This is a genomic window from Arenibacter algicola, assembly GCF_018860365.1.
GTDB classification, from domain to species: Bacteria; Bacteroidota; Bacteroidia; order Flavobacteriales; family Flavobacteriaceae; genus Arenibacter; species Arenibacter algicola_B.
The window spans coordinates 338,767-352,399 of sequence record NZ_JAHKPO010000024.1 but is presented as its reverse complement, the minus strand read 5'-3'; the positions used below and the strand labels follow the sequence as shown (position 1 = coordinate 352,399).

11 protein-coding genes are annotated in these 13,633 nt (G+C 38.6%); 6 read left to right on the top strand and 5 right to left on the bottom strand.

What is annotated here, in order from left to right:
• Window positions 1–73 precede the first annotated feature (73 nt).
• Window positions 74–667 (top strand): 3-keto-disaccharide hydrolase, encoded by a 594-nt coding sequence (locus KO529_RS20095; protein ID WP_215949636.1) that lies wholly within the window; start codon window positions 74–76, stop codon window positions 665–667.
• Window positions 668–671: 4 nt separating this feature from the next.
• On the opposite strand, the gene KO529_RS20090 is transcribed toward KO529_RS20095, so the two are convergent.
• On the bottom strand, window positions 672–1,715 hold the full coding sequence (locus KO529_RS20090) for an endonuclease/exonuclease/phosphatase family protein (RefSeq protein ID WP_215949635.1): 1,044 nt from the start codon (window positions 1,713–1,715) through the stop codon (window positions 672–674).
• A gap of 121 nt (window positions 1,716–1,836) precedes the next feature.
• Here KO529_RS20090 and KO529_RS20085 point away from each other — a divergent pair, with 121 nt between their 5' ends.
• Together KO529_RS20085 and KO529_RS20080 are read left to right on the top strand one after the other, a co-directional pair.
• Entirely contained in the window at window positions 1,837–4,578 is a 2,742-nt protein-coding gene (locus tag KO529_RS20085; RefSeq protein ID WP_215949634.1) for a TonB-dependent receptor, read from the top strand.
• 41 nt (window positions 4,579–4,619) lie between these two features.
• Window positions 4,620–5,990, top strand: a complete 1,371-nt coding sequence (locus tag KO529_RS20080; RefSeq protein ID WP_215949633.1) for a DUF5689 domain-containing protein — start codon at window positions 4,620–4,622, stop codon at window positions 5,988–5,990.
• Window positions 5,991–5,992: 2 nt separating this feature from the next.
• Here the strand turns inward: KO529_RS20080 and KO529_RS20075 are convergent, their stop codons facing one another.
• The gene (locus KO529_RS20075) at window positions 5,993–6,400 is read right to left on the bottom strand and encodes a response regulator (RefSeq protein ID WP_215949632.1); all 408 of its coding nucleotides are present in this window, start codon (window positions 6,398–6,400) and stop codon (window positions 5,993–5,995) included.
• A 13-nt stretch (window positions 6,401–6,413) separates the two neighbouring features.
• Window positions 6,414–8,609 (bottom strand): PAS domain-containing sensor histidine kinase, encoded by a 2,196-nt coding sequence (locus KO529_RS20070; RefSeq protein ID WP_215949631.1) that lies wholly within the window; start codon window positions 8,607–8,609, stop codon window positions 6,414–6,416.
• A gap of 352 nt (window positions 8,610–8,961) precedes the next feature.
• Between KO529_RS20070 and KO529_RS20065 the strand changes: the two genes are divergently transcribed.
• Together KO529_RS20065 and KO529_RS20060 are read left to right on the top strand one after the other, a co-directional pair.
• Window positions 8,962–9,432, top strand: a complete 471-nt coding sequence (locus tag KO529_RS20065; protein ID WP_215949630.1) for an ankyrin repeat domain-containing protein — start codon at window positions 8,962–8,964, stop codon at window positions 9,430–9,432.
• A 118-nt stretch (window positions 9,433–9,550) separates the two neighbouring features.
• Window positions 9,551–10,321 carry an amidohydrolase gene (locus KO529_RS20060; RefSeq protein ID WP_215949629.1) on the top strand — a complete coding sequence of 257 codons (771 nt, stop codon included), beginning with the start codon at window positions 9,551–9,553 and terminating at the stop codon, window positions 10,319–10,321.
• Here KO529_RS20060 and KO529_RS20055 read toward each other — a convergent pair.
• Both KO529_RS20055 and KO529_RS20050 read right to left on the bottom strand, forming a co-directional pair.
• The gene (locus KO529_RS20055) at window positions 10,305–11,942 is read right to left on the bottom strand and encodes an Ig-like domain-containing protein (RefSeq protein WP_348646975.1); all 1,638 of its coding nucleotides are present in this window, start codon (window positions 11,940–11,942) and stop codon (window positions 10,305–10,307) included. The two genes, KO529_RS20060 and KO529_RS20055, sit on opposite strands and share 17 nt — an antisense overlap.
• Before the next feature lie 29 nt (window positions 11,943–11,971).
• Complete coding sequence (locus KO529_RS20050) at window positions 11,972–12,673, bottom strand: ComF family protein (RefSeq protein ID WP_354667788.1); 702 nt, start codon at window positions 12,671–12,673, stop codon at window positions 11,972–11,974.
• A 43-nt stretch (window positions 12,674–12,716) separates the two neighbouring features.
• Here KO529_RS20050 and KO529_RS20045 point away from each other — a divergent pair, with 43 nt between their 5' ends.
• Window positions 12,717–13,613 (top strand): hypothetical protein, encoded by an 897-nt coding sequence (locus KO529_RS20045; RefSeq protein WP_215949628.1) that lies wholly within the window; start codon window positions 12,717–12,719, stop codon window positions 13,611–13,613.
• Window positions 13,614–13,633 lie beyond the last annotated feature (20 nt).

The following is a 13,633-nucleotide window of genomic DNA, read 5'->3' as shown; positions in this document are numbered from 1 at the left end:
GGTCTTTTAGTAACTATATTGATCTTAACAAATTAATAATAACAATAAATCATAAACCAAATTTATGTACCATATGAAAAATTTAGTAGTTATTGTTCTGGCCCTTATGGCCATACCTGGGGTATCCCAGGAAATGTCGCTGTTTAATGGCAAAGATTTATCGGGCTGGACGATCTACGGCACCGAAAAATGGTACGTGGAAGATGGATTGCTTGTTTCTGAAAGTGGACCGGACAAACAATATGGTTATTTGGCCACCGATAAATATTACGATGATTTTGAACTTACCTTGGAGTTTAAGCAGGAAGCCAATGGTAACAGCGGGGTGTTTGTTAGGTCTACCGTAGATGGCACCAAAGTTAGTGGTTGGCAAGTAGAAGTTGCACCTCCGGGACATGATACGGGAGGTGTCTACGAATCCTACGGCAGAGGATGGCTAATTAAGCCCGCTCCCGAAAAGGATAAGGTCCTCAAGGAGGGGGAGTGGAATACGATGAAGATTAAGCTGTCTGGCAATAAGTTAACTTCATGGCTAAATGGCACCGAAATGGTGAGCATTACCGATGATAAAATTGGTGCCGGTAAAGGCTCCATAGCCCTTCAGATCCATGACGGTGGCGGAATAAAGGTGAAGTGGAGAAATATCAATATTGTACTTCCGCAATAATAACCTAATCTACTGCCTTAATCAGGTGGATATATACAGGGAAATGATCGCTATAACCGCCAATATAGTTTCCTCCTGCATAGGTGCGTAAGGGATATCCTTTGTATTGGCCCTTTTTATCAATTAGGTAAGTAGGACTGTATACTCCGGCTTTCCAGAAGTGGTATTGGTCAGGCGATTCATTAGTAATATTGGCGGTGAAATATATTTGGTCAAATAGGTTCCAATGGTCCCTATAGGCCAAGGAGCCGATTCCTTTTTTAAACAGCAGTTCCATAGGATTATATAGATCGGTTTTTTCCAAATCGGCAACCTTTCCCTTGGTTTTCAATATTTTTTTTAAACTATCGTCTATTGGGTCGTCGTTAAGATCGCCCATGCTGATGATTTTTGCTTCTGGACTCAACTTTGAAATAGAATCTATGATGCTTTTGTTTAATCGGGCCGCGGCTATTCTATTGGGCTTGCTTCTTGCTTCCCCTCCGCTTCTTGAAGGCCAGTGGTTTACAATGAAATGCATTTCCTCCCCGTCTAAAATGCCGCTTACTACCAACTGATCCCTAGTGTAATCCCTATAATCGTTTTCATTAGTGAGCAATAGTCGCAGACTGACAAATGAAGTGGGCAGAAAAACAGTTTTTTTATATAAAAGGGCCACATCTATGCCCCGCTCATCTGGGGAATCAAAATGAATTATTCCATAGTCCTTCTCCCGTAGATGGGGATGGTTCGTTAGGTCTTCTATTACCTGTCTATTTTCCAATTCACATAGGCCAATAATGTCTGGGGAGGTTAGGGCATCGGGACTTCCTATTTTCGATAAAACCTTGGACATATTGTAAATTTTTTGGTTATACCTTTCAATGGTCCAATTGTCCTTACCATCCGGGGTACGATCGTCGTCCAAGGTCAATGTGTCGTTAACAGTATCAAATAAGTTCTCCAAATTGTAAAAGGCCACGGTTCTTAATGTATACGTCTTAGTCTCCTGTGCCAGGGCCCCACTAATTGTAAAAAAGACCACAAATAAGGTGCAAGTGATACTCATGGATTACATTAATTTTTGAATACTGTAAGCTATTCATTAACTTTTCTTGGAATAAATTAAGAATAAACTGTCAATTATTAATATCTTATAACCAAATTGTTAAAATATTTCATCTTCATCAATGAAAAATGGTTTGGCAATATCATTTTTTCTTCTGCAGGGCATCTGGGGTTATGCACAGGAAATCTACAATGTAAAGGGTTTTGTAAAGGATATGCTAACCCAGCAAACCATTGAATATGCCAAAATTGAAATTTCAGGGTCTGCCCCAATAAGACCTGATCCCATAGACGGAAAATTTGTACTTTCTTTAAAACAGCCTGGAGATTATATACTATCTATTACCGCCCAAGATTATCTAATTAAAAGAATGCCCATTTCTATAAGCAATGAAGATTTGGATCTGGGAATTATTTTTTTGGATCGTGATATTGTCCAGGAGAAAACAGACAATTTAATAACATTAACAGATTCCGACTTGTTGGAAGATGAAAGCATTTCAATGACCTCGGGCATGTTACAGGCCACCAAGGATATTTTTCTAAATAGGGCGGCATTCGATTTTGGTCAGGCATTTTTTCGAGTAAGGGGCTATGGATCGGAAAATGGGGTTATTCTTCTAAATGGCATTCCCATGAACAAATTGATGGACGGACGTCCTCAATGGAATAACTGGGGCGGCCTTAACGATGTAACAAGGAATCAGGAATTCACCCATGGGTTACAGGCATCGGATTACTCCTACGGAGGTATTTTGGGAACTACGAATATTAGTACCAGGCCTTCCACTTTTAGGAAAGGGATGCGTTTGTCGTCCTCGGCATCCAATAGAACTTATGCGGGCCGACTTATGGTTACCTATTCCTCAGGTCTGCCGCAAAAAGGAATAAATTACAGTATCTCTGCCTCTAGAAGGTGGGCAAAGGAGGGTTATATTGATGGTACCTTGTATGATGCCTATTCTTTTTTTGGTGCTTTTGAATATAAGTTGGATGACAAACATAGTATTAATCTAACAAGCATTTGGGCCTCTAACCGCCGAGGAAGGTCTTCCGCAATTACAGAGGAAGTTTTTCAATTGGTCGGGAATAAATATAACCCATATTGGGGCACTCAAAATGGCAAAATTAGAAACTCCAGGGAACGGAAAATAGTAGAGCCTATATTTATGTTCAATCACTATTATAGCTCCAAAAGATTTACACTAAACACCGGAGTATCTTATCAATTTGGAACAAATTCCAAGGGTAGGTTGGGATACTATAACGCCCCTAATCCGGATAAAACTTATTATAGATATTTGCCAAGTTATTATATCAATAGTCCTATTGGGGCCAATTTTATAGCTGCCAATATGGCCAGAGACGGATTTTTGGAAAATCCACAGTTAAATTGGAACGACCTATACCAAGCAAATTCCAGTTTGTCTGTGCAGGGCAAAGCCGCTTATATTTCCTACGAGGATACCAATGAGGACCAACAGTTTAATGTGGCCACCATAGGTAATTACACCCTAAATGACTACTTCAAAATTGATTTTAGTGGGCATTATACCAATTTGGACTCGGATAACTACGCCGAAATCAGCGATTTGTTGGGCGCTGAATATCATGAGGATATAGACCCATTTTCCAACACAAAAAATGATTTGGACGGTAGTCTAAATAAAACAACATCCAACCTGTTCAACTACCATTATAATATTAATGCTGAAGTTTATAATGCCTTTGCCCAATTCGGCATAAGGTATCCAAAATGGGAGGGGTTCTTGGGTGCCAATTATATCTCGACCAATTACCAAAGGGAAGGTAAATTTAGGAATGAGCGTTTTTTGAATACCTCCTTCGGAAAGGGTGAAAAAGTTAAATTTTCCAATTTTGGCGCCAAAGCGGGTTTTACCTATAAATTTAACGGGAGACATTGGGTTGCTTTAAACGGGGCGTATTTGACTAAAGCCCCGGTTTATCAAAATGTTTTTATTAACCCAAGGGAGAATAATCAGGTGGTAAATGATATTCAAAGCGAAACAATTACTACAACAGACCTTAACTACTATATAAGACTACCTAATTTAACGGGACGTGTAACAGGCTATTATACCCGATTTCAGAATATTACCGATATTAATTTTTTCTTTGTGGATGCAGGGGTAGGCAGCGATTTTGTGCAGGAAGTCCTTACGGATTTGGACAAGCTTCACTTAGGGACGGAACTGGGGTTGGAGTACCAGCTTTCGTCGGCAGTGAAATTATCATTGGTGGCTTCCGTAGGCAAATATCTTTATGCTAGTGATCCTTATGTAACCATTAATTTTGATACGGCAGGAGCGGAGGAAGATATTCTTAATCCCGAAGGCAATATAGATTTAGGGGTTGCAAAGGTGAAGGATTACAAATTGTCCCAAGGGCCTCAAAAGGCTTTTGCCCTGGGGATGGAATACCGAGATCCCAAATATTGGTGGATAGGGGCTACTGCCAATTATTTGGGGAACAATTACGCTGGTATTTCTACCATAACTAGGACACAGAGTTTTTATTTGGATCCCGATACGGGTACGGCATTTCCAGATGCTACCCAGGAAAATGTAGAACGCTTATTGTCACAAAATAAGTTGGACAATTTTTATTTATTGAATATGGTAGGGGGTAAATCTTGGTTGAAAAAGGGTAAGTATATAAGTGTTTTTGGGAGTATTAACAATGTCTTTGATGCCGTTTTTAGAACCGGAGGATACGAACAAAGTAGGAACGGTAATTTTGGACAGTTACAGCAGGACAATTTAAGCGGTAACCCTTCATTTGCTCCTAAATATTGGTATGGCTATGGACGTACCTATTTTATCAATTTTGCCATTAGTTTTTAAAATTCACTTTTATAATTATTCTGGAAAGAAATAATGGAACAATGAATTTCAGGATCAACAATATTGGATGCGTTGCTGCCCTTCTGGGTTTATACCTTGTAATGGCCTGTGTTAAGGATAAAGATTTTGAGACTCCCAAATCCAGTTGTGTCTCGGATCTTTCGGCCAATATTACCATAGGGGAGTTAAAGGCGCTTTACGTTGATGAATTGATACAGATTAAGGAAGATTATATTTTGGAGGGGTATGTAGTATCATCTGATGTGGCAGGCAACTTTTTTGGAACTTTACACATACAGGATAATCTTATCAATCCCACACAGGGCCTACAATTGGAAATTGACCTCAGGGATTCTCATTTGTTTTACGAGGTAGGCTCTAAGATCCTCATAAAAACCAAAGGACTTTATTTGGGGATGAGTAAAGGGGCCATTAAATTGGGAGGCGTTTTCAGTGCTTTTGGCAACCCTGCAGTAGGACGTTTGCCTGCTGCCGTAGTTGGGCAGCATTTATTTAATTCCTGTGATCCATTGGGTTCGCTCCAACCAAAAACGGTCGATCTTAATAAGTTGGACGATTCCATGATAAGCACCTTGGTCCAGTTTGCCAGTATGGAAATTTCATCGGCCGAACTGGGACAAACCTTTGCTGTAAAAGAGGAAGAAACCATAAGGACTTTGACCAATTGTGAGGATTTGGAAATTGAACTACTTAACAGTGGGTATTCCGATTTTCAGGCCAACCTTTTACCAGAAGAAAATGGAGCCATAACCGGGGTTTTAATAAAGGACAACAAAGATTATCAATTGGCAATAAGGGATACCTCTGATATTGCTTTTACGAATATTCGTTGCGAGGATTTGGTGGATGAATTTACCTCATCAAAGATTTTCATTTCGGAATTGGCAGATCCGGATAACAACGCAGGAGCCAGGTTCGTAGAGCTTTTTAATTCAGATTCTGAACCGCTTTCTCTAAAGGGATGGACTTTAAGAAGGTACACCAATGATAATATGGAAATAGGTTCTACCATTGATTTGTCCGGATTTGTAATTGAAGGCAATAGTACCTTTGTTATTTCTCCCAATGCCTCAGAGTTCGAAATGGTATACGGCTTCCCTCCCAATCATGGTGTTTCCACGAATAGTCCTGCAGATTCCAATGGCGATGATAATTTGGAATTGGTGGATCCTTTCGGGACTGTAATAGATATTTTTGGAGTTATTGGCGAGGATGGGTCTGGCACCAACCATGAATTTGAAGATGGCAGGGCAATACGAAATAGAGAGGTCTCGCAAGCGAATCCATTTTATACGCCTAGTGAATGGATAATATATAATGATTCTGGAGAATCGGGTACTATCAATGAGCCACAAAATGCTCCGGACAATTTTAATCCGGGCACCAGGTGATTTTAATAGTTACTGCCATCGGATAGTAATTTAAGCAGATCTGCTGATTTGATAGGTTTCAAAATGTAATTGCTTACCAAACTATAATCTTGGACCTTAATTACATCCCGAGGATCTATGGAGGAACTGATAATATAAATTGTTACTTTTTTGGTATTGTTATTCGGAATTTTAATAAAATCGTCCAGAAACTCCCACCCATCCATAATGGGCATATTTAGGTCCAATAAAATAATGGAAGGTAGCGCTATCCCTTCCGCAACCATATTATTCAATCCGTCTATGGCATCCTGTCCATTTTTATAGACTACTATCGTGTTGCAGAAATCAATTTCCTTCATCGATCTTTTTATTCCATATATGGCAATAGGATCGTCATCTATAATACAACTACTTTCAATCTTTCCCATTTCTATTTAGTTTTTAAGCAGCAACCAAGGTGATTTTAAAAAGTGTTCCCTTGTCAACGGCACTTTCCACTTCAATTTTTCCGTTCATTGCCTCTATTTGATTTTTGGTAATAAAAAGCCCAATTCCTTTCGAATCCTCATGTTGATGAAACGTTTTGTACATTCCGAACAGCTTTTTTCCATGTCGCTCAAGATTGATTCCCAGTCCATTATCCCTAAAGTTTAAGATAATGAAATTTCCGGACTTGGTCGCTTGGATCGAAATCTTTGGAATTCTATTAGGGCTACTGTATTTTACACTGTTGGTAAAAAGATTAAGTAGAACACTGTCTAGATAGGCATGTATGCCTTTTACTTTAATGGATTGGTCTATTGAGATTTGGCATTCTACTTTTTTCTGTTGTAGAAGGGCGCTAATGTTCTTCTCTACGTTTTTAACTATTTCATTTAGACAAACAGCCTGTAATTGTCCTTCCGCTTCGGTGCTGATCTGTACAACTTCATTTAAATGCGCAACGGTTTCGTTTAGACTTTCCGATGCGTTTACTATCATGGCCTCAATTTCCCTTTTTTCACTTTCCCCTTGTTCCTCTATTAAATAATTGGATAACATGGACAGGTTGGAAGAGTGCGATCGTAGATTGTGGGAAACAATATGGGCAAAATTTAATAAGCTATTATTTTGACTTTTGGTCAATTCCAAGAACTCTTCGGATTTCTTTTGGGCTTCAATTTTTGCTGTAATATCTACCACCTGGGAAATAAAATGGGAAATATTACCTTCTATATCCTTCACGGCAGTAACGGTGAGCACTACGTATACGATTGTTCCCTTTTTATGGAAGTATCTTTTTTCCAATTGGTAACTATTAACCTTCCCATCCAATAGCATTTGTAGTTGGGATAAATCTTTCTCAAGATCTTGAGGATGTGTAATATCCTGAAAGGAAAGCTGCAGTAGTTCCTTTCTTGAATATCCCAAGCTAAGACATAGGGTGTCATTTACGTCCAACCACGAACCATCCTTTGCAACCAGTGCCATTCCTACAGCGGAAGACTTAAATGATCCCTTGAAGGACTCTTCACTTTTATTCAGCTTTAATTGGGTATTAACAACTTCGGTTATGTCCCAATTGGTCCCGACCATTTTAATAATTTTTCCCTCATCGTCCTTGAAAATACCGGCATTGGCCTTAATGTGTTTTATAGTGCCATCTGGATGGACGATTCGAAACTCGGTTTTAAAATCCTTGATTCCGGACACGGCCATGTCAAATTCCTTTAAGCATCGCTCTAGGTCATCTGGATGCACAGTGGCTTTCCAGGAACCAAAATTACCCTTGAAGTCTTTGCGTTTTACTCCAAATAGAGGGAACATTTCGTCGTTCCACTCAAGCTCATCTTTATGTAAATTGTATTCCCAAATTCCTATATTGGCCACCTCAGTAGCCAAATCTAGCCTTTCTTTAATTTGGGTATTCTTGATTTCGGCTTTTTTCTCTTTGTCTATATCTTGAAATATTCCATAAAGTCTAACACATTTTCCATTCACAAACTCTGGCATTCCCTTGGCCCTTACCCACAATTCTTTGCCTTTAGCGGTAACAATCTGTAATTCGGTATCCCATTCTTCTCCGTTGGTAATGGCTTTTTGAATCAACTCGGTAATTTTTTCCCTATGTTCTCCTTCCTTATAGAAATTTATACCTGTCTTCAAACACGGTTTGTAATCTAATGGCACTTCATGTATCTCCTTTGTAATTCTGGACCAATGTATGGTATTGGTAATCATATCCAAATCCCATCCTCCCATTTTGGCCACATTTTCGGCTGCAATCAATAGATCTTTAGCGCGTTTTATCTTGGTAATGTTGGTACATGTTATTATTAAACCACCAATTGTACCGTCTACATCTTTCCAAGTTTTAATGCACCATTGATACCATTTAATGCTACCGTCCGGCATAATATGTTTTTGTTCTTCAATGATATTATCGTCAATGGAAAAACTATTTTCGAGGATTTTTCTAAATACCGGAGGGGAACTAGGGACAACGTCAAAAAAAGATTTTCCATAGATTTCTTTGTCCGGGCTTATAAATTCTTGTTGCCAAGGGGTGGAACAATTTATAAAACAGAGATTGGTATCTAATGTGGCAATGGCAATAGGGGCTTCTTCTATTGTAATCGTACGCGTTAATGTGTTCAAAATTATGTATGCTTTTAGGGGAATTTATTAAGAAAACGTAGGAATATGGCTATAAATTGTGAAAGGCGAAAAAATTCCTATAAGACAACGAATTTCTTGTATTCAATATGTCAAATGTTCCCAGGAGATTCAAGCTATAAATGAATTAGAGCTTTTAACGAAGGTTTAGCTAAATGACAAATGGTTATAAACTATGTTGGAAAAGGTATTATTATTTCTTCTGGATAAGGAGCTTTTCTTTTTAGGTATGAAATGTGTTTTATTGGGTTTAATGGGAATTATTATTTTAAACTATATTTTCAGTTTATTAAAGTGATTGTTTTTTTATACATTTAACTAATGGTAATTATCTATGAACGAATTTTTCTTTAACGAAATTAGAAACGGGAACTTCGATGAGGTAAGGGCCATGTTGAAGAAGAACCCCTTATTGCTGGACAGCAAGGACCAAAGGGGATCTACACCACTTATTTTATCTACATATTACGACCAGGAGGAAATTACCGATCTTTTGTTGGAAAATGGGGCCAAAATAGATGCCAAGGATGCCTCTGGCAATACGGCCTTGATGGGTGTCTGCTTTAAAGGCTATACGGATACCGCCAAGAAGCTGATAGATAAAGGGGCCGGTATTAATGAGCGCAACACTATGGGGGCTACCTGTCTTATCTATGCCGCAACATTCAATAGGGAGGAGATTGCTAAAATGCTTTTGGCCAAAGGTGCAGATACTACCATCAAAGATGTACGAGGCCTTTCTGCCTTGGATCATGCCAAAATGCAAGGAATGCCATCGCTAATTACTTTGTTGGAAAAGGCCTAGAATAGATTAAAGATTTACGGGAGTAGCTCATGCTTGTTATCAGAATTTCTGTATTTATATAGACTGGCCATTTAGAATCTTCCTAAGCATATTTTGATTAGAGCAATAGCAGATAATAATGGAACTTAAAGTAGCACTTATACAATCCCCGCTGGAATGGGAAAATCCATCAAAGAATAGGGAACACTTTTCCAAAAAGCTCGACACCTTAAACGGGGAGGTAGACTTGGTAATACTTCCTGAAATGTTTACCACGGCCTTTACCATGACCCCTTGGAATATCGCCAAAGAGGAAGGGGAGGTAACGGTTAAATGGATGCAAAAGGAAGCGGAGAGAAAGAATGTGGCCTTAACCGGAAGTATGGTCTATTTTGAGGATGGGCATTATTATAACCGACTTTGGTTTATGGAGCCCGATGGAAAATCGAGTTTTTATGACAAGCGACATACCTTTACACTAGCCGGTGAGGATAAAATTTATAACAGAGGGGAAAAAAGGATTGTGATCGACTATAAAGGTTTTAGGATCTGTCCGCTTATTTGTTATGATCTACGCTTTCCTGTTTGGGCAAGGAATACCGAGAATTATGATGTACTTATTTATGTTGCCAACTGGCCGCAGCCAAGAATTAATGCTTGGGACGCCCTGTTAAAAGCACGTGCCATTGAAAATATGGCTTATGTAATAGGAGTAAATAGGATTGGAACGGATAATACCGGACATAATTATTCAGGCCATTCCACTGTAAACAATGTCTTTGGTGAACCAATAGTGTTTTCGAAAGAGGAAAAGGTACTTTATGCCACCTTGGATAAAAGACATATTGCCGAAGCAAGGGAAAAATTAAAGTTTTTGGAAGATAGGGACCATTTTAGTTTGAAAGTGTAAAGGTTTGTTCCAATTCCCAATTGGCCCTCACTTCCAATGCATTTGGGTAGTAGGTAACTTTTTCCGGCTGAATTCTTTGAAGATAATTTCCAGTATCCCATTTTTGATTACCGTTGCTATCGTAAATGACCCGAATCAGGTATTTTGCCGGTTTAATATTGGTGAATTCAAAGACTTTTTGTTCATTGGCGAACAATTCCTTTACGGTAACCCCTTTTTCGTCTGTTAATTGTACTATCAAAGGGTAGGTAACAGCCCCGTCCAAGGTAAGTCTTAAATTTCCGAAATCTGCATAACTTTTGGTAGACAGTTTAATGGATATGGTGTCATTTTCGGTTTCAAAAAAATCTACAATCGCCCCAGGTAGTAGTTCTAAGGCATAATTCTCGTTGGGCTCTACTTCAAAATCAAAATCAATTTTATTGCCTATAGTATCCAATACCGTCATGAATTTTACCAAGGTTGAATCCTTGCGTGCCAAACTGATTTTTGAACTGTCCATACGGGAAATGGGGGTGTTGGTTCCAATATAAAAAGGCTTTCCAAACTCTAGGGACCCTCTTTGGTTTGGCTGTACAATAAGGGTGTCCAAGCCTACTTTTTTTGTTTTTACGGTAAAGGTATCAATTAGGCTTTCTTTCTCATTGGCCACTGTAAAAACCAGTGAATCCACTTTAAAAGGAGTAAACCAATAGTTTAGGGTGTCCTTATCCCGCTCTTTGGTGATTTTGGTTTTTACCGTATCGGGAATGTTGCTTAGGGCTTTAACTGATATATCTTTTGCATTGCCCTGATACCCAAAAATAATCTTGTTTTTTGCCGCAAAATTGGGAACTGAAATACTATAGTCGGGCAATTCCTTAAACATGGTCAATAAATAAACCGAATCCGTCGGAAGGCTAATAGTGTCCTTTATAAAAGCAATTTTGTCGACCCTTTGATTGAAAATGTTGTTTTTGGCCTCATCTTTTACCCCGAACATGGCATATTTTCCCTCTTTTAGATTTTTCAAATGAAAAATGGGAGTACTGTCCAGTGTGTTGGTAATATAATTTGGAGGTTGCCGATAGATGGTAGAATCGTTATAGGTGCTATCAATCTCATAAAGCATGATACTGATAAAAGTGTCTGCGTTCTTATTAAATGCATCCTTTACCACGCCAGAAACTGTTAATGAATCTATATAGTCCCCTGTTGAAAACACGTAAGTAAAATAGCTAAGGGGGTTGCCCTCGTTGTTATCAATTATACTTTGGCCGAAATTTAAGGTATAGGTGGTATTCGCTTTTAGGGTATCTTTTAGGATAATCTCTACATATCTGTTGGCCGAGCCCTGTGGGGATATTAAGGGAGTGTATTTTAAAGGTGGGGAAACAATAAGTTGCTTTTCAATATCCTTGAGCTTAACGTATTCGTCAAAATACAATCGGATTTTTTTGGTATTGAAGTTTATGGACATGTTCTTGGGCTCTGCCTTAACCAATTTCGGCGGAGTAACATCCTTAGCACCTCCACTGGGCGCGCCTCTGCGTGCACACTGTACAAGGGCCGATACGGTTAAAAAGAGAAACAAAAACCCTAAAATGCGTTGGATCATAACAGTAATGAAAATGTTCAACAAAGAAACAACTAATTTGTAGAATTGTAAAATTAAGGTACTATGGCCATGGAGGCAACATATATATTAATTCCCTTTGTTGCGGATAAGGCTGTGGCACAGACCTCCATGGTAGCCCCTGTGGTAATGACATCGTCCAATAACAACACATTTTTATCCTTGAATATTTCATAGTCTGTTAAAACATAAAGGGCTTGTTTGTTCTGCCACCTTAGTATTCTGGATTTTTTGGTTTGGGTCTTAGTGTTGGCGGTTTTAATAAGGACACCCTCTTTGTATTGGGCCCCAATGTGTTCAGCTATCGATTTGGCAAATAGGGAAACTTGATTATAGCCTCTTGTTTTTAATTTTTTACGGTGCAGGGGAACTGGCATTACGTAATCAATGTTGTTAAGAAAGTTGTTTTCCTTCAGTATATGGCCATACCAATTCCCTAAAAATGTGCCTATTTGCTCTTGGTTTTTGTATTTTAGGTAGTGAATTATACTTTTTACGATTCCCTTTTCAGTAAAAAACAGAAAAGAACTGGCCTTAATAATGTTAATTCTTCCATAAAATATACGGTCAACAGGGTTTACAGCGTTAAAAGTATACTCGGTGAGTGGTAATTGATTTCGACAAACGGTACACACATGTTCTTCTCCTCTATATAATAGAGCATTACATCCAAAACATAGCCTAGGTACAAGGACCGTGTTGATATCGTTTAGTATATTTGAAATCTTGGAATACACAAATCTAGATTACTATTAACCTACTTAATACGCATGCTTTTAGATGGATACTGAAGATAATAAATTTAATTATAAGATAATACTTGCCGCTTTGGCAGCTATTATACTGGGAATTCTTATTGCCTTCTATTATAGTTATGCCCAATCCAAAAGTCGCATTAGTTTTTTGGAGCAGGAGAAAGAATTACTTGTTAAGGACCTTACTCTGATGAAATCTGATGTAGATAGGCTTTCTGCGCTTAATGAGGTAAATGAAATAGAATTACAGGATTCAAAATATAGGGTGCAACAGTTGTTGGATTCCGTGGGACGCTTAAATTTTACGGTCGAAAAATTAAAGGAATATAAAACCGAACTTAGAAAGCTCGAGGCCAAAAATGATAGCCTTAAACTAAAGAACAATTTCCTTAAGTATAACAATATGCTCCTTGGGGACAAATATGAGGAAACCAGGAAGATGATAGAGGAACTCAGGGGAAAGAGCAGTTCGTTGGCGGAGGCCGAAGCTTTACTTAGGAGGAAGAACAAAGAACTTAGTCAGGAGCTCAAGACCAAAAGCTATCTAAAATTGGAAAATTCGGAGGGTAGTGGTTTTAGGTTTAGAAGTGGCAAACACATTAAAACCAATAAGGCGAATATCATATCCAAACTAAGGGGTTGTGTTACCGTAATGGGAAATCCCAATTCCAAAAATGAAGAGCGGGTTATCTACTTGCAATTCTTAGGTCCAAATATGGGTGTCATAGAGGATAATGCCAATACCATTTCCGTAAACGGCAATGTTTACAGTAAACGTGTAGAACTGGTTTTTATGGGGCAGGAATTTAGCGTTTGCGATGCTATTTCAGTACCGGAAGGATCTTTGGCGGAAGGAACCTATACCCTAAATGTTTTCGAGAATGAAAAATTATTGGCGACTTCAGAATTTCAATTGAAATAAATCTCTTCAATTTCCACTAA

Bases quoted from the DNA above. Each gene is read 5' to 3' on its own strand.
- KO529_RS20075 (WP_215949632.1), bottom strand. From the start codon at position 6,400: ATGGGAAAGATTGAAAGTAGTTGTATTATAGATGACGATCCTATTGCC.
- KO529_RS20090 (WP_215949635.1), bottom strand. From the start codon at position 1,715: ATGAGTATCACTTGCACCTTATTTGTGGTCTTTTTTACAATTAGTGGG.
- KO529_RS20085 (WP_215949634.1), top strand. From the start codon at position 1,837: ATGAAAAATGGTTTGGCAATATCATTTTTTCTTCTGCAGGGCATCTGG.
- KO529_RS20045 (WP_215949628.1), top strand. From the start codon at position 12,717: ATGGATACTGAAGATAATAAATTTAATTATAAGATAATACTTGCCGCT.
- KO529_RS20080 (WP_215949633.1), top strand. From the start codon at position 4,620: ATGAATTTCAGGATCAACAATATTGGATGCGTTGCTGCCCTTCTGGGT.
- KO529_RS20095 (WP_215949636.1), top strand. From the start codon at position 74: ATGAAAAATTTAGTAGTTATTGTTCTGGCCCTTATGGCCATACCTGGG.
- KO529_RS20065 (WP_215949630.1), top strand. From the start codon at position 8,962: ATGAACGAATTTTTCTTTAACGAAATTAGAAACGGGAACTTCGATGAG.
- KO529_RS20060 (WP_215949629.1), top strand. From the start codon at position 9,551: ATGGAACTTAAAGTAGCACTTATACAATCCCCGCTGGAATGGGAAAAT.